Genomic DNA, 16475 nt, shown 5'->3' with positions numbered 1-16475 from the left:
GTTCCATTTGTCCGCCTTCAGGAGTTCTCATGCGTCTGACCCAGATTTTCGCCGCCGCAGCCATTGCGTTGGTCAGCACCTTTGCCGTCGCCGATGACGCGGCCGACAAAGCGATTCGCCAAAGCCTGGAAAACCTCCAGCTCGATGTGCCGGTGGACACCATTACCGCCAGCCCGCTGCCGGGCCTGTATGAAGTCAAGCTCAAGGGTAGCCGCGTGCTCTACGCCAGCGCCGACGGCCAGTACATCGTTCAGGGCTACATGTTCCAGCTCAAGGACGGCAAACCGGTCAACCTGACCGAGAAGACCGAGCGCCTGGGCATTTCCAAACTGATCAATGCGATCCCGGTGGCCGAGACCGTGGTTTACCCGGCCGTGGGCGAGACCAAGTCGCACATCACCGTTTTCACCGACACCACGTGCCCGTACTGCCACAAGCTGCACGCCGAAGTGCCCGAGCTGAACAAGCGCGGCATCGAAGTGCGCTACGTGGCGTTCCCGCGTCAGGGCCTCGGTTCGCCGGGTGACGAACAACTGCAAGCCGTGTGGTGCTCGAAAGACAAGAAAGCCGCCATGGACAAAATGGTCGATGGCAAGGAAATCAAGGCCGCCAAGTGCGAGAACCCGGTTTCCAAGCAGTTCGCCCTCGGTCAGTCGATCGGCGTGAACGGCACACCGGCCATCGTTTTGGCTGACGGACAAGTCATTCCGGGCTACCAGCCTGCGCCACAAGTCGCCAAACTGGCGCTGGGCGCGAAGTAATTCGCATCGTCACGCTCAGGCGTTGACGAGCGTGGTCCGGCGGCAGGATTGCCGGGCCATCAACAGAGAGCCGCGAACCTGCGGTTGTTTTCACGGCCGGCCTCGTGTCGGCCGTTTTATGGGGAGTTCACAGTGAAACCGGTCAAAGTAGGCATCTGTGGGTTAGGGACCGTCGGTGGCGGAACCTTCAACGTACTTCAGCGCAACGCCGAGGAAATTGCTCGTCGTGCCGGGCGTGGAATCGAAGTGGCACAAATTGCCATGCGCACGCCAAAGCCTCAGTTCCAGACGACCGGTATTGCGATTACCAACGATGTCTTCGAAGTGGCCACGAACCCTGAGATCGACATCGTCATAGAGCTGATGGGCGGCTACACCGTTGCCCGCGAGCTGGTACTCAAGGCCATCGAGAATGGCAAGCATGTGGTCACCGCGAACAAGGCTCTGATTGCCGTTCACGGTAATGAAATTTTCGCCAAGGCACGCGAGAAAGGCGTGATCGTGGCATTCGAAGCGGCGGTAGCCGGCGGCATTCCGGTGATCAAGGCGATCCGTGAAGGCCTGTCCGCCAACCGTATCAACTGGGTCGCCGGGATCATCAACGGCACCGGCAACTTCATCCTCACCGAAATGCGCGAGAAGGGTCGCACCTTCGAAGACGTGCTGGCCGAGGCGCAAGCGCTGGGCTACGCCGAAGCCGATCCGACGTTCGATGTCGAAGGTATCGACGCCGCGCACAAACTGACGATCCTGGCATCGATTGCATTCGGTATTCCGCTGCAGTTCGACAAGGCTTACACCGAAGGCATCACCAAGCTGACCACCGCCGACGTGAACTACGCCGAAGCGCTGGGCTACCGCATCAAGCACCTGGGCGTGGCACGCAGCACCGCCGCCGGTATCGAGCTGCGCGTACACCCGACGCTGATCCCGGCCGATCGCCTGATCGCCAACGTCAACGGCGTGATGAACGCGGTGATGGTCAACGGTGACGCTGCCGGTTCGACCCTGTTCTACGGCGCCGGCGCCGGCATGGAGCCGACCGCTTCGTCGGTGATCGCGGATCTGGTGGACGTGGTTCGCGCCATGACCTCCGACCCGGAGAACCGCGTGCCGCACCTGGCCTTCCAGCCGGACTCGCTGTCGGCGCATCCGATCCTGCCGATCGAAGCCTGCGAAAGCGCCTATTACCTGCGCATCCAGGCCAAGGACCATCCGGGCGTGCTCGCTCAGGTGGCGAGCATCCTCTCGGAGCGCGGCATCAACATCGAGTCGATCATGCAGAAGGAAGTCGAGGAACACGACGGCCTGGTGCCGATGATCCTGCTGACCCACCGCGTGCTGGAACAGCACATCAACGATGCGATCGCCGCCCTCGAAGCGCTGGCGGGCGTGGTCGGTCCGGTTGTGCGGATCCGCGTCGAGCACTTGAACTAAGCCGATCTCCTTCACCGGTCCCGCCAGCGGGGCCGGTGTCGTGAACACTGTCCATTGGAGTCAGTCATGCGTTACATCAGTACCCGCGGCCAGGCACCGGCCCTGAATTTCGAAGACGTCCTGCTGGCCGGTCTTGCCACCGACGGCGGTCTGTACGTCCCGGAAAACCTGCCACGTTTCACCCAGGAAGAAATCGCTTCCTGGGCCGGCCTGCCGTACCACGAGCTGGCCTTCCGCGTCATGCGCCCGTTCGTCACCGGCAGCATTCCGGACGCCGATTTCAAAAAGATTCTTGAAGAAACCTATGGTGTGTTCGCCCACAACGCCGTTGCGCCGCTGCGTCAGCTGAACGGCAACGAATGGGTGCTGGAGCTGTTCCACGGCCCGACCCTGGCGTTCAAGGACTTCGCCCTGCAACTGCTCGGTCGTTTGCTCGACTACGTGCTGGAAAAGCGTGGCGAGCGCGTGGTAATCGTCGGCGCCACCTCCGGTGACACCGGTTCGGCCGCCATCGAAGGCTGCAAGCACTGCGAAAACGTCGACATTTTCATCCTGCACCCGCACAACCGCGTGTCCGAAGTGCAGCGTCGGCAGATGACCACCATCCTCGGTGAGAACATCCACAACATCGCCATCGAAGGCAACTTCGACGACTGCCAGGAAATGGTCAAGGCCAGCTTCGCCGACCAGAGCTTCCTCAAGGGCACGCGCCTGGTGGCGGTGAACTCGATCAACTGGGCGCGGATCATGGCCCAGATCGTTTACTACTTCCACGCAGCCCTGCAACTGGGCGGCCCGGCGCGTTCGGTGTCGTTCTCGGTGCCGACCGGCAACTTCGGCGACATCTTCGCCGGCTACCTGGCGCGCAACATGGGCCTGCCGATCAATCAGTTGATCGTCGCCACCAACCGCAACGACATCCTGCACCGCTTCATGAGCGGCAACCAGTACGTCAAGGAAACCCTGCACGCCACGCTGTCGCCGTCGATGGACATCATGGTCTCGTCGAACTTCGAACGCCTGCTGTTCGACCTGCACGGTCGCAACGGCGCGGCGATTGCCGGGCTGATGGATTCGTTCAAGCAGGGCGGCGGCTTCAGCGTCGAACAGGAACGCTGGACCGAAGCACGCAAACTGTTTGACTCGCTGGCCGTGGACGATGCGCAAACCTGCGAAACCATTGCTGAAGTCTACGAACAGACCGGTGAAGTGCTGGATCCGCACACCGCCATCGGCGTAAAAGCCGCTCGCGAATGCCGTCGCAGTCTGGACATCCCGATGGTGATTCTGGGCACGGCGCATCCGGTCAAGTTCCCGGACGCGGTGGAGAAAGCAGGCGTAGGAAAAGCTCTCGAGCTACCTGCACATCTTTCTGATTTGTTTGAGAGAGAAGAGCGCTGCACTGTCCTGCCGAACGAGCTCAAAGCCGTGCAAGCCTTTGTCAGTCAGCATGGCAACCGCGGCAAGCCTTTTTAAGCCCGCAAAGCTGTCACATTTTGAAGCCCGTCTCCTGACGGGCTTTCTTGTTTTTGCATGCCACACTGCGCGCGTTTCGCCCACCAAGGACGGGCGAGTCGATGACGAAGGATGTGGCAATGCGGTTTTTTTCAGGATTGAAACCAGCCCTGTGCTGGTTGTTTTTATTGGGCTGCTTCGGGTTGTCACAGTGGGCCGAAGCAGCCCATCTGGCGAAGCATTCCGATGCGCTGGAGGCTGTTCAGCCCATTGAGCTCGATGAGCACGAGCGTCAGTGGATTCGAGATAACCCTCGGGTGACCGTTGCTTCGGTGCAATACCCGTTGTACCTGTTTCAGGATGAGCATGGCCATTGGAGCGGCTTGAACAATGATGTGCTCAAGCACATCAGCGCCATGACCGGGTTGCAGTTCGTGCATCAGGAGTCGTTTTCCACCGATCACATGCTGGAGCGGCTCCAGGGCGGAGTGGCTGACATCAGCACGACATTGGCAATGAACGACGAACGCAAGGCGTTTCTGGATTTCAGTCACGCGTTCGGCGGTGCCGGCTGGGTGTTCGTCGGGCATGCCGACGAAGCTGCGATACAGTCGCTTGCGGCGCTGGCCAAGCGGGTACTGGTACTGCCGGCCCGGCATGCGCTGGAGGACAGCATTCGGCGCGACTACCCGTCGATCCAGATCCGCTCGGTCAAGACCTATGCCGAGGCTCGGGCGCTGGTCGAAAGCGGCGAGGCCTACGCCACCATTGAAAACGAGATTGGCGCACAGCTGTTTCCCTCCGGTCTGCTTAAGGTCGGTGGTCTCGTGGAGGGCAAGTGGGAGGCGGATCACCTGGCGGTCCGCAAAGGGATGCCTGAGCTTCTGAGCATCCTCAACAAGGCATTGGGCGCCTTCTCGGCCGCCGAGTTGCGGGCCATGCGCCTGAAATGGCTGGATGGTATTTCACCGGTGCCCCCCCTTTCGCTCGGGGCGCGACTGGTGATGTGGGGATGCTGGGCGATGGGAGGGCTCGGATTATTCGGTCTGCTGTCGCTGATCTGGAATCGCCGTCTGGCGGCCGAAATCAGACAGCGTCGTGTGGCCGAAAAGGATCTGGGCGATCAACTGGCCTTCCAACATGCATTGATCGACGCGATGCCCGACCCCGTATTCGTTCGAGACCTGCAGGGACGACTGGTCATGTGCAATCGCAGTTATGAAGATGCATTGTCGGTTCGACAGGAGCAGGTGCTGGGTCTGACACTGTTCGAGTTCGATGCCCTTCCACAATCCACGGCATTGATGCTGCACGACGAGTTCATGGTGCAACTGCGTACGCGCAAGACTCGCTTCAGCAAACGGCAGTTGTTGTTCAAAAGTGGGTCCCGTCACATCTACCAGTGGACGGTGCCGTTTTACAGTGCCAATGGAAACCTGCGCGGCCTGCTCGGTGGCTGGACCGACATCACTGAGCGGAGGAAAGAAAGCGGGTGCCAGTGTCTGCCTTGAAGATGGGAAAAGTCCTATAAAACGCGGCTACTTTTCTGATGGGAGGCTTAGGACGACTGCCCTAGAGTGACAAGCCACTGCGGCGTGAATCCGCGATTGTCGTCCAGAGGTCGTCCCATGCGCTCGCTCAAAGTCCTGATTCTCGAACCCAATCCGTTCCAGCTCATGGCGCTGCATCAGATGCTCAACGCCATCGGTATCTACGATGTGCTGACCGCGCCGTCGCTGGGTTCGGCAAAGCGTTCATTGGCGCGTCGTGGCGCCGTTGACATCACCCTGTGCAATCCACAGTTGCAGAGCGGTGACGGACTGGCGCTGATCCGGCACCTGACCGACCGGCAGGACACGCGAGCGTTGATTCTGCTGGGGGGTGTGGCGCCGGGCCTGCTGGCCGATCTGGAAACCTCGCTGGGTGAACACGGGATCCTGTTGTTGGGTCGCCTGCACACACCGGTCTCGGCGGTCCTGATGAGGGCACTCCTGGATAGCTACATGACGATCCCCCCGCGTTCCGTCGACGTTTAGCCTCACGGTTATTTTTCTGTCATCTTCCCCATGCATGCTCAGATAGGCCGGGTGACGCTCCGGGAGAGGCCGGCGACAGGCGAACTTTCCTCTCGGGCCGGTGGTCATTTACTGTGAGCACGCCCCAGACGCTGTGTTTTCGGACTATTGAGTGGAGATCGAGATGGAAAGTATCAGTCTATTGCTCGGTGAGGCTCTGAGCCCGTATCAGGTGACGTTGACCCCTTGCGGTCGCCACGGCGAATGCCTGGTGACCTTGAAGAACGGCAGCGGCGCGATCGTGGTAGAGCGCGAATTCAATCAGGCGCAATTGAGTGACAAGCGCCAGCTGACGGATGTGGTCGACGGCTTGCACCGTGACATCCTGATTGCCGAAGGCCGGCTGGAACCCTGTGTGATCGCCGCGTTGCGAAACGCTGCCCTCGACAAGCATCCGACCCTCTGAAACTGATTTTTAATTTGTGGGAACCTTCCTGCATCCAAGTCAGTCAGACCCCGTAACAGCAGGATCAAGCATTGTGCTCCGGTGCTTGTCGCTTGCTGCTACGGGTCTTTGATACAGGCCACGTTTAACCCCGAGTCGTCTCCCCACTTCTCGGGGTTTCTTTTTGTCCGGATTTCACTGCGCGGCTTGTTGCTGGAAGAAAATCCGCGCCTGTTCCAGGTAGTCTGGCCGCATGTCCGGATCAAGCCAGTCGGCGTAGAGCTGGTTGAGGTGTTCGTGGGGCAGGGTGCGCAACAGCTGATTGATCTCAGTGATCGCCTGCCGGCCCGCCGTGGTGTCGGTGCAGCCAACATGGCCTGACAGGTACTTGCCCGTGCCGCGAATCGGGAAGAACAGCAGTTCGTCTTCGGCTATCTCGGCCTGGCGCGCCTGGTAACGGATCTCCGGCCAGTAACCCAGCACCACCTGCAACCGCCCCAGACGCTGCATCGACAGCAGGCTACTGAGCGCATCGTTGCCGTAGTGCGGCGTCAGTGCGCCAGTCGGTGCCTGATGCAGCAATGTATCGATGTACTCGCCATAACTGCGTTCCGCGACCACTCCGACTTTTCGCTCGCCGTTGGCCAGAAACGCCGACAGATCGACCTCGCCCTCGACCAGAAACGGCTCCAGCACTTCGCGATCTCTCTGGCGCACTACCAGACCATTGCTGACAGCGCGAAACGCGGGAATGGAGAAGGCGATCCACTGTGCCCGTTCCTTGTTCCAGATCAGTGACGGATCGCAGGCGAAGGGATGTTCATGCAGCATTTGAATGCCACGGGCGCGATTGACCCGCATCAAGGTGTGTTCGTATTGCGGCATGCCGGCAATCAGCATCGGCATCAATTGATCGATAACGCCCTGGCCCTTTTTCGGGCCTTCGAAGATCGTCAGTGGCGGCAGGTCGCGCAACAGCCAGATCAACGTCGGTTTGGCCTGCGCCCACGCCGGCAGCACCAGCAGAAATAGCAGGCCGAACAACCGCCAGGTCCACCAATGGTGGGCGCGGTTCGAGGCCGAGGGCATCAGGCGCTTCAGCTCAGATGGCTCCGTCTTCGCGCAGCCGGGCGATCTGCTTCTCGTCGTAGCCAAGATCGTGGAGTACCTGCGCATTATGTTCACCGAGCTGCGGTCCGACCCATTCGGACGTGCCGGGTGTATCAGAGAGTTTCGGCACGATGCCCGGCATCTTGAAGGGTTTACCGTCCGGCAGTTTGGCGTGCAGGAACATTTCCCGGGCCAGGTACTGCGGATCGTTGAACATGTCTTCAGCACTGAAAATCCGGCTGGCCGGGACTTCGGCCTGGTTCAACAGGTCCAGCACGGTTTGCAGCGGCAGCGAATTGACCCAGCGGTCGATCACGCCGTACAACTCGTCACGGCGGGTGTCGCGCCCATCATTGCTGGCCAGCGCCGGGTCATTGGCCAGATCTTCGCGGCCGATGATCAGCATGAAACGCTTGAAGATCGCATCGCCGTTGGCGCCGATCTGCACGTGTTTGCCGTCGGCGCTGGTGTGGATCGAGGAGGGCGTAATGCCCGGCATGATGTTGCCGGTGCGCTCGCGAATGAATCCGAACACATCGAACTCCGGCACCATGCTTTCCATCATGGCAAAGATCGCTTCGTAAAGCGCGACATCAACCACTTGGCCGAGGCCGCCGTTGACCTCGCGATGACGCAAAGCCATCAACGCGCCGATCACGCCCCACAGGGCGGCAATCGAGTCGCCGATGGAAATCCCGGTACGCACTGGCGGGCGGTCTTCGAAACCGGTGATGTAGCGCAATCCGCCCATGGATTCACCGACAGCACCGAAACCTGGCTGATCCTTCATCGGCCCGGTCTGACCGAAACCGGACAGGCGCACCATCACCAGTTTCGGATTCAGTGCGTGCAGGGTTTCCCAGCTCAGGCCGAGTTTTTCCAGAACGTCGGGGCGGAAGTTCTCGATCAGGATGTCGGCTTCGCCCAGCAGTTTTTTCAGGATTGCCAGGCCGTCGGGGTGTTTCAGGTTCAGGGTCAGGGACTTTTTGTTGCGAGCCTGGACGAACCACCACAACGAAGTACCTTCATACAGCTTGCGCCACTTGCGCAGCGGATCACCGCCGTCCGGCGATTCGATTTTGATCACTTCGGCACCGAACTCGCCGCAAATGCGCGAGGCAAACGGCCCGGCAATCAAAGTACCCAATTCAATGACTTTCAGACCGCTGAGCGGTTTGTTGGCGAACGGCATGCGAGATCCTGTAGGACAAGGCTGAGCAGATACAGCGTTTTAACATAGCCGGCTGTCAGTCGCGCAAGGTTGATCGCCATCAATTCGTGGATTGCCTACAGCATCGGTTAGACTTGCCGACTTTCCTCGTATCAAGAAGCCCGTTCATGGCCCAGCCGTCCACTACTTACAAATTCGAACTGAACCTCACCGATCTCGACCGCAGCGTCTACGAGAACGTGAAGCAGACTATCGCCCGTCACCCTTCGGAAACCGAAGAACGCATGACCGTGCGCCTGTTGGCCTACGCGCTCTGGTACAACGAGCAGCTGTCGTTCGGTCGTGGTCTGTCGGACGTGGATGAACCTGCGCTGTGGGAAAAGAGCCTGGATGATCGTGTCCTGCACTGGATCGAAGTCGGCCAGCCGGACGCGGATCGCCTGACCTGGTGCTCCCGTCGCACCGAACGCACCAGCCTGCTGGCCTACGGCAGCCTGCGCGTCTGGGAAGGCAAGGTGATCCCGGCGATCAAGAACCTGAAGAACGTCAACATTGCTGCTGTTCCTCAGGAAGTGCTGGAAACCCTGGCTCAGGACATGCCCCGTGTCATCAAGTGGGACGTGATGATCAGCGAAGGCACGATCTTCGTTACCGACGATCGCGGACAGCACGAAGTGCAGCTCACCTGGCTGCAAGGCGAGCGCGGTTGAGTCCGCGCTACTTCCGAAAAATCCCACGTATTCAAGAGAAGCTTCTGTCACCCCATGCGTATCGATCCTCGCCCGTTGCCCGCCACTCTGCCTTTTCTCGGTGAACTGCCACCGCTACTGACCCGCCTGTACGCGGCGCGGGGCGTGCAGTCCGAGGCAGAGCTGGACAAGAGCCTGGCGCGGCTGATTCCGTTCCAGCAGCTCAAAGGGATCGATGCAGCGGTGGACCTGCTGGTGACGGCACTGGAGCAGCGTCAGCGGATCCTGATCGTCGGCGACTTCGACGCCGACGGCGCGACGGCCAGCACTGTGGGCGTGCTTGGCCTGCGCTTGTTGGGCGCGGCGCATGTCGATTATCTGGTGCCGAACCGCTTCGAATACGGCTACGGCCTGACCCCGGAAATCGTCGAAGTCGCGATGACCCGCGAGCCGCAACTGTTGATCACTGTCGACAATGGTATTTCCAGTGTCGAAGGTGTGGCGGCCGCGAAGCGTCATGGCCTGAAAGTCTTGATCACCGACCACCACTTGCCCGGCGATGAGTTGCCGCAAGCCGATGCACTGGTCAATCCGAACCAGCCCGGCTGCGAGTTCCCGAGCAAGGCGCTGGCCGGGGTCGGGGTGATTTTCTATGTACTGATGGCCTTGCGCGCGCGCCTGCGCAGCCTCGGCTGGTACGAGAACAAACCACAGCCGAACATCGGCGAACTGCTGGATCTGGTGGCGCTGGGCAGCGTTGCCGACGTGGTGCCGCTGGATGCCAACAACCGGATTCTGGTGCATCAGGGGCTGGAACGAATTCGCGCCGGACGTGCGCGGCCGGGGATCAAGGCGATCCTGGAAGTGGCCAAGCGTGAAGCCTCGCGCATTACCTCTACCGACCTCGGTTTCATCGTCGGCCCGCGCCTGAACGCGGCGGGGCGTCTGGATGACATGAGCCTGGGCATCGAGTGCCTGCTGACCCACGACGCTGCGCTGGCCCGGGAAATGGCGGCGCAGTTGGACGGCATGAACCAGGATCGCAAATCCATTGAGCAAGGCATGCAGCGTGAAGCGCTGGCCCAGCTCAAGGACTTGCCGGTCGAGTCGATGCCGTTCGGCCTGTGCCTGTTCGATCCGGAATGGCACCAGGGTGTTATCGGTATTCTGGCTTCGCGGATGAAGGAGCGTTATTTCCGCCCGACCATCGCCTTCGCCGATGCTGGCGACGGTTTGCTCAAGGGCTCGGGGCGTTCGGTTCAGGGTTTCCATATCCGTGATGCGCTGAGTGTGGTCGCGGCGCAGCATCCGGATCTGATCGCCAAGTACGGTGGTCATGCGATGGCGGCCGGTCTGACCTTGCCGCAGGAGAATTTTCCGTTGTTCGCCGAGGCATTTGACGCCGAAGTACGTAGGCAACTTCGCGAAGAAGACCTGACCGGGCGCCTGCTGTCGGACGGCACGCTGGCGGTCGAGGAGTTTCATCTGGAATTGGCTCGGGCCCTGCGTCACGCCGGGCCATGGGGTCAGCATTTCCCGGAGCCGCTGTTTCACGGCGTGTTCCAGTTGGTCGAGCAGCGGGTAGTCGGCGAGCGACATCTGAAAGTGGTGCTGAAAACCGAATGCGGTTCGGTGAAGCTGGATGGCATCGCCTTCGGCATTGATCGCGATATCTGGCCGAACCCGACGATCAAATGGGTTGAGCTGGCCTACAAACTCGATCTCAACGAGTTTCGCGGCAATGAAACCGTGCAACTGATGATTGCCCACATCGAACCGCGCTGACCCCTTCGCGAGCAGGCTCGCTCCCACAGGTACGCTGTTGTCCTTGTGGGAGCGAGCCTGCTCCGGGCGGCGTTCCGACGATGGCGGACTTACACACACACAGAATCACTCTGAACCCTCCCTCATCCCCGGATGTCGACTAGGCTCTAAGCACTGCTTGATTGGCCTTGTGACGTCTTGTCGAATTTTTTGCCCGCGGGGGCGGGTGCTGCACCTTTTTCCTGTCACTCGTCGACTTTTCAAACAGAACCCTGGAGCCTGCCCACTGATTTGAGAGGTGCCCCATGAGTCTGCTGCTTGAACCCTTTACCCTTCGCCAACTGACCCTGTCCAACCGCATCGCCGTGTCGCCCATGTGCCAGTACTCCAGCGTCGATGGCCTGGCCAACGACTGGCATTTGGTACACCTCGGCAGCCGTGCCGTGGGGGGCGCTGGACTGGTATTTACCGAAGCCACGGCGATCACGGCCGACGGGCGAATCACCGCCGAAGACCTGGGCCTGTGGAACGACGAACAGATCGCACCGCTGCAACGCATCACCCGTTTCATCAATGCGCAGGGCGCAGTGGCCGGCATTCAACTGGCCCACGCCGGGCGCAAGGCCAGCACCCATCGGCCGTGGATCGGCAAGCACGGCAGCGTCAAACCGGATGACGGCGGCTGGACGCCGGTCGGGCCTTCGCCGATTGCCTTCGACCCGCAACACACCCAACCGAAACAACTTGATGAGAGTCAGATCGCCCAGGTCATTCAGGACTTCGTGGCAGCAGCCAAACGTGCTCTGACCGCCGGTTTCAGTGTGGTCGAGGTGCATGCGGCGCACGGTTATCTGTTGCACCAGTTTCTTTCGCCGCTGAGCAATCAGCGCCGTGATCAGTACGGTGGTTCGTTCGAAAACCGGATTCGTCTGGTGCTGCAAGTGACCGAGGCGGTGCGCGCGGTGTGGCCGGAAGAACTGCCGGTGTTTGTGCGCCTTTCGGCCACCGACTGGGTTGAAGACGGCTGGAATCCGGATGAAACCGTGGAGCTGGCGCGACGATTGAAAGCCTTGGGGGCTGACCTGATCGATGTGTCATCGGGCGGTACGGCGGCCAACGCTGAAATTCCTGTGGGGCCCGGCTATCAGACGCGCTTCGCCGAACGGGTGCGCAAGGAGTCAGGCATTGCCACCGGCACCGTGGGAATGATTACCGAGCCGGCCCAAGCCGAGCACATCCTGCGGACCTGTCAGGCCGATATTATCTTCCTCGCCCGTGAGCTGCTGCGTGATCCGTACTGGCCGCTGCATGCCGACGATGATCTGGGTGGACGCAAAGCAGTGTGGCCGGCGCAGTATCAACGTGCGACCCATCGGGATCAGCCGATTCACGAGTCTGATCTGCGGGATTGATTCCGATCCGCCGCCCAGCCTATAAAACCCGCCATTGAACTGGCGGGTTTTTTCTTGCCTGTCGTTTGGCGTTGCAAAGGAAGGGGCCCAATGTTGATCGAACGAACGCTGACTGAATCGGACTTGCCGCTGCTGGCGTTGATCGACCGCAGCGAGTTGATCGAGGAATGTTATCGCGTGGAAAACGGTGAGCTGATTCTGTATCCGGCGCGTTTCGACATGCGCGGCTGGCCCGCAGGGGAAGCGGAGGAGAACGCGCAGGTATTGGAGAAATGCTGGCGCAGCGGAGGGTGGCTACACGGTTTTTTCGATGGCGAGACAATGGTGGCGGCGGTGGTTGTGGATAACCGGGTTATACACAATCAGGGCCTGAGGATGCGGCAGTTGAAGTTTTTGCACATCAGCCGTGCTTACCGTGGACAGGGCCTCGGCGGGCGTTTGTTTGCCCTTGCTTGCGAGCATGGCCGGGAAGTCGGTGCCGAGGCGTTGTACGTCTCGGCGACCGAGTCGCGCAATACTGTGGAGTTCTATCAGCGCCAGGGTTGCCGGTTGCTGGCGCAACCGGATCCCGAGCTGTTTGCACTCGAACCTCACGATATCCACTTTTACTGTCGCCTGGATTGACGCCATCGCGAGCAAGCTCGCTCCCACAGGTTTTCGGTTGTACACAAGCTCTGTGATCAATCGATATCCATGTGGGAGCTGGCTTGCCAGCGATGAGACCCGATCTGCCGCCAGCGAATCATCAAGGATACTTGCGCTTGTCCGGCGCCGGCGGGAAGTACTGGTACAGCCAGGTCTCGCTCAACGTGCGGTCGTTGGTGCGGATGAACAGACGCAGTTCCACCGGCTCCACGCTGTCATTGGTCGGGTACCAGTCGAACAGGATCCGGTATCCCTTGATGTCATCCAGCACCAGCACGCTGAAGTCCTGCACCTTGCCGTTGGAGCAAGTGACCACCGGTTCGATCCCGGTGCCCTGCGGCAGGCGATCCAGGCCGCCACCCGTGAAGTCCACGGCGAAACGACGAGCCCAGACCGGCGGGTAATGCTCGCCCGGTGCCCAGCCTTCGACGAATCCACCCATGCCCGAACGGGTCGCATGCACTCGCGCCAGCGGTGTACCTACTGGCGGTAGGGCGCTCCAGTAGAGCTTGTAGCCGTAGTTCAGCGAATCGCCGGCGGCCACCGGTTTTTTCGGTGTCCAGAACGCAACGATGTTGTCGAGGGTTTCGCCGGTTGTAGGAATTTCCAGCAGATCGATAGAGCCTTCGCCCCACGCGGTTGTAGGTTCTACCCATAGGCTCGGGCGCTTGCTGTACCAGTCGACGGTGTCTTGGTAGTTGGCGAATTCGTGGTCGGTCTGCACCAGACCGAAACCTTTCGGATCGGTATCGGCGAAGGCGTTGAATTGCAGGGTTGCCGGGTTGTTCAGCGGGCGGCAGATCCACTCGCCGTTGCCGCGCCACATGGCCAGACGATCCGAGTCATGGATCTGCGGGTGGATGGTGTCGCACATCCGGCGTTCGTGGGTGCCGCAGCTGAACATGCTGGTCATCGGGGCGATGCCCAGTTGTTCGATGGCGGTACGGGCATTGATGTGGGCGTCGACTTCCATCACCACGCGCTCGGCCTGGCAATCGATGTCGAAGCGATAGGCGCCGGTCGCGCTCGGCGAGTCGAGCAGGGCGTAGACCACGAAGCGGGTCGCGTTCTGATCCGGAGTTTCGAACCAAAACTTGGTGAAGTCGGGGAATTCTTCGCGTTTCTTGGCGTAGGTGTCGACGGCCAGGCCACGGGCGGAGAGGCCATATTGGCCAGTGGCATCCACCGCGCGGAAGTAGCTGGCGCCGAGGAACGACACCACGTCATGCCGATCCAGTTCCGGCGCCTTGAACAGCTTGAAGCCGGCAAAACCCAGGTCGCCCTTGAGCTGCTGGGTGTCGACGGAGGTGTTTTCATAGTTGAACAGCTGAGGGCGGAAATGCACCTCGCGGGCCGTGCGGGTCTTGGGATCGACGCTGTACATGCGCACCGGCTGGCGGAAACCCATGCCGACGTGGAAGAACTGCACATCGAGCTGACCCTTGTTCTCTTTCCACAGCGAATGCTCGCCGTCGTAGCGGATCGCGTTGAAGTTCTGCGGGGTCATGGTCGCCAGGGTCGGCGGCAGCACCTGTTTGGTGTCCTGATACGCGCTGCCGGCCAATTGCTTGGCCTGGCGCTTCAGCGTCTCGAAGTCGAAGGCCTGGGCTTCACCGTCGGCGGCACCGCCAGAGGCGGCCCAGGCGCGTGCGGCGAGCAGGCCGGAGGCGGAAAGGCCGGTGTAAGCCGCAATGGCCATGGACGCTTTGAGCAAATTCCTGCGGTGCATAGATACAACCTGTCGTGGACAATCCCGCGCCGTTCCTGGCACGTACTGGATCAGAAATTACGGTTCGGACAAGCCTTCGGCCAAACGCTACGGACTAGTAACAGATGCCCGCTAGCTTAATCCGTTCGCTGATTTTGCAAAATTCATTGATAGCACGGCGACAGCGTCTCAATGAAACAAGACGTTACGGTTACTTATCCCACAGCCTTTTCTGATTTATAGGGCATATCTGCTTTTTTCGACTAATTACTCTAAAAACAGCTTTTCAGCGCCGATTTAATTTCTATTCTATGGGCATCGCCGGTCACGACACATCCGACCGGCAGGGCTCAAATCGCTGCTTAAAGGAGCAGGGCGATGCGGTTTTCGAAAATTTCTGACGTACTGGAAAAGGACATCGTCCATGACAAAAGGACAAGGCATCACCGAAATGTTGGGCATCTTTCCCTGCCTCACCAACGTCCGGCGAAGACGCCGGCTCAGTCCTGACGAACTGAAACTGGTGGAGCGTTACCGCGAGTTGTCGGAAAGCGACCGGATTGCGATGCGGTATCTGGTGGATGCGATGAGGAGTGTTTCGCGGTTTTGAAACAGGAGGTTCACCGTGAAAGCCATTTGGCTTTCACGGTGGCCAGATCAATCAACTTACCCGCGTCAGCATCGGCGAGGCCGACATGGATTGCGTGCAGATGCTCGGCAACCGCGCATTGTTTGACGAATTTTTGCAGGTAGTCTTCAGCAAAACTCTCGTCGCTCGGGATGATTTCGAGAATGGGCGGTAGTGCAGGGATGGCGTTGTGCATCTGTTAGGGGCGCGCTCAGAAATGCGTCGAGGTTGATGGTGAACATTGAAGGGGCGGACTCTGGAGTCCGCCCCTTTTTCATTAGCTCAAGTGAGGCCGTCAGCTACATGTCCCCGATACCTGATAGGGCTGCTGACCGAGCACCAATTCCGGCATATCACGCCATTTCACCCAGGCCTGTTGTTGCCAGTGGAGCAGCGGTACGGTGACTCCGGCCCAATGCACCGAGCTCAGGCTCGGGCAGTTTTCCGCTGTTGTTGAGCCGGTTTCCCGCAGGATGGGAATCACCTCATTGCTCAGCCATTGCCGCAGGTTGCGGTTTTCCGGGATGAAGTGGTGAACCAGCAGCGCATACATGCCGGATTCGCTGACCATCGGAGTCTCGACAACGTCGCCGTCCTTGCGCAGGCGGACGGTTCGGCGTTGGTCGGGGTCGAGTTTGAGCGTGACGCGTGGGTTCAAGGGATGGCCCATCATGCGGCCCAGATCTTGAGCGCAGAACCAGGCTTGATGATCAAGCAGGAGGGCGTGGAGGAAGCGGTTGTGGCGGGTGAATACGGTGGGGATGAAGTAAGGATGATCTTTAGAGGAATTTTGAGTTTGATTGGGCATTTGTCGACTCCAATATTGAGAATAGAGCCGCCACTCGGATGAGTGCGGTTGCGCCGTTTTGATTTTGTTCCGGCTTCGACACCGGGCTGCTGACTTCGCTGCCGAAAGGAAGCGTATCGGTCAGGTGCTTATGGTGCCAAGCCCGGTTAATCGACGCTTGTTGTCGGAATTGAAGATCTTTCTCGTAGGCAGCATCTGTAGGAATTTCCTGTTTTTGCATGTTCTGCAGAGAGGAGGCCCCTGAGCCACAATTTTTCCTATATTCATTCGAATCCTCGGAACGAACCTCAGGTTTCTTCCCGACGATCCAATATTCGGTTTCCAGTTACGGCTTGTTTCAGGCGGGTCACTGCGACCTATGGCAGCTGTTTATCGTCAGAGCAAAACGCTTTAAAGCACTGCGCTGTCGTCCTTTAAATCGGTCGGA

At 59.8% G+C, this 16475-nt stretch carries 16 protein-coding genes; 11 read left to right on the top strand and 5 right to left on the bottom strand.

All coding sequences use genetic code 11. The features are described from left to right. Nucleotides 1-29 precede the first annotated feature (29 nt). The 6 genes from dsbC to N8H71_RS24880 all read left to right on the top strand — a co-directional run bounded on the left by dsbC (nucleotide 30) and on the right by N8H71_RS24880 (nucleotide 6134). Nucleotides 30-761: a bifunctional protein-disulfide isomerase/oxidoreductase DsbC gene (gene dsbC, locus N8H71_RS24905; RefSeq protein WP_007954633.1), complete on the top strand. Its 732-nt coding sequence runs from the start codon at nucleotides 30-32 to the stop codon at nucleotides 759-761. Nucleotides 762-893: 132 nt separating this feature from the next. Then, complete coding sequence (locus N8H71_RS24900; protein WP_018926703.1) at nucleotides 894-2198, top strand: homoserine dehydrogenase; 1305 nt, start codon at nucleotides 894-896, stop codon at nucleotides 2196-2198. A gap of 66 nt (nucleotides 2199-2264) precedes the next feature. After that, nucleotides 2265-3674 carry a threonine synthase gene (gene thrC / locus N8H71_RS24895; RefSeq protein WP_262196038.1) on the top strand — a complete coding sequence of 470 codons (1410 nt, stop codon included), beginning with the start codon at nucleotides 2265-2267 and terminating at the stop codon, nucleotides 3672-3674. A gap of 119 nt (nucleotides 3675-3793) precedes the next feature. Then, entirely contained in the window at nucleotides 3794-5164 is a 1371-nt protein-coding gene (locus N8H71_RS24890; protein WP_262196061.1) for a transporter substrate-binding domain-containing protein, read from the top strand. A 117-nt stretch (nucleotides 5165-5281) separates the two neighbouring features. Further along, complete coding sequence (locus tag N8H71_RS24885; RefSeq protein ID WP_262196037.1) at nucleotides 5282-5689, top strand: DNA-binding protein; 408 nt, start codon at nucleotides 5282-5284, stop codon at nucleotides 5687-5689. Nucleotides 5690-5852: 163 nt separating this feature from the next. Then, nucleotides 5853-6134, top strand: coding sequence for a DUF3509 domain-containing protein (locus N8H71_RS24880; RefSeq protein ID WP_262196036.1), 282 nt, complete (start codon nucleotides 5853-5855; stop codon nucleotides 6132-6134). A gap of 174 nt (nucleotides 6135-6308) precedes the next feature. Here N8H71_RS24880 and N8H71_RS24875 read toward each other — a convergent pair whose 3' ends face one another. Both N8H71_RS24875 and N8H71_RS24870 read right to left on the bottom strand, forming a co-directional pair. Next, nucleotides 6309-7202 (bottom strand): TIGR02285 family protein, encoded by an 894-nt coding sequence (locus tag N8H71_RS24875; RefSeq protein WP_262196035.1) that lies wholly within the window; start codon nucleotides 7200-7202, stop codon nucleotides 6309-6311. A gap of 13 nt (nucleotides 7203-7215) precedes the next feature. Then, entirely contained in the window at nucleotides 7216-8415 is a 1200-nt protein-coding gene (locus N8H71_RS24870; RefSeq protein WP_262196034.1) for a CaiB/BaiF CoA transferase family protein, read from the bottom strand. Nucleotides 8416-8561: 146 nt separating this feature from the next. On the opposite strand from N8H71_RS24870, the gene N8H71_RS24865 reads away from it, so the two are divergent. The 4 genes from N8H71_RS24865 to N8H71_RS24850 all read left to right on the top strand — a co-directional run bounded on the left by N8H71_RS24865 (nucleotide 8562) and on the right by N8H71_RS24850 (nucleotide 12883). After that, nucleotides 8562-9104, top strand: a complete 543-nt coding sequence (locus N8H71_RS24865; protein WP_007954646.1) for a YaeQ family protein — start codon at nucleotides 8562-8564, stop codon at nucleotides 9102-9104. Between the two features lie 54 nt (nucleotides 9105-9158). After that, complete coding sequence (gene recJ / locus N8H71_RS24860; RefSeq protein ID WP_262196033.1) at nucleotides 9159-10868, top strand: single-stranded-DNA-specific exonuclease RecJ; 1710 nt, start codon at nucleotides 9159-9161, stop codon at nucleotides 10866-10868. Between the two features lie 284 nt (nucleotides 10869-11152). Next, entirely contained in the window at nucleotides 11153-12259 is a 1107-nt protein-coding gene (locus N8H71_RS24855; RefSeq protein WP_262196032.1) for an NADH:flavin oxidoreductase/NADH oxidase, read from the top strand. A 90-nt stretch (nucleotides 12260-12349) separates the two neighbouring features. Further along, nucleotides 12350-12883: a GNAT family N-acetyltransferase gene (locus tag N8H71_RS24850; protein WP_262196031.1), complete on the top strand. Its 534-nt coding sequence runs from the start codon at nucleotides 12350-12352 to the stop codon at nucleotides 12881-12883. 121 nt (nucleotides 12884-13004) lie between these two features. On the opposite strand, the gene N8H71_RS24845 is transcribed toward N8H71_RS24850, so the two are convergent. Further along, nucleotides 13005-14633, bottom strand: a complete 1629-nt coding sequence (locus N8H71_RS24845; protein ID WP_007954654.1) for a glucan biosynthesis protein D — start codon at nucleotides 14631-14633, stop codon at nucleotides 13005-13007. A gap of 403 nt (nucleotides 14634-15036) precedes the next feature. On the opposite strand from N8H71_RS24845, the gene N8H71_RS24840 reads away from it, so the two are divergent. Continuing rightward, complete coding sequence (locus N8H71_RS24840; protein WP_007954656.1) at nucleotides 15037-15222, top strand: hypothetical protein; 186 nt, start codon at nucleotides 15037-15039, stop codon at nucleotides 15220-15222. Nucleotides 15223-15232: 10 nt separating this feature from the next. Here the strand turns inward: N8H71_RS24840 and N8H71_RS24835 are convergent, their stop codons facing one another. Continuing rightward, nucleotides 15233-15436 carry a hypothetical protein gene (locus N8H71_RS24835; protein ID WP_262196030.1) on the bottom strand — a complete coding sequence of 68 codons (204 nt, stop codon included), beginning with the start codon at nucleotides 15434-15436 and terminating at the stop codon, nucleotides 15233-15235. A 99-nt stretch (nucleotides 15437-15535) separates the two neighbouring features. Then, nucleotides 15536-16048: a BRO-N domain-containing protein gene (locus N8H71_RS24830; protein ID WP_262196029.1), complete on the bottom strand. Its 513-nt coding sequence runs from the start codon at nucleotides 16046-16048 to the stop codon at nucleotides 15536-15538. Between the last annotated feature and the right edge of the window lie 427 nt (nucleotides 16049-16475).

It is taken from the genome of Pseudomonas koreensis, from assembly GCF_025447595.1.
Classification (GTDB): domain Bacteria; phylum Pseudomonadota; class Gammaproteobacteria; order Pseudomonadales; family Pseudomonadaceae; genus Aquipseudomonas; species Aquipseudomonas koreensis_H.
Note: the sequence above shows the minus strand (reverse complement) of the source record. Positions and strands in the feature narration are given on the sequence as shown.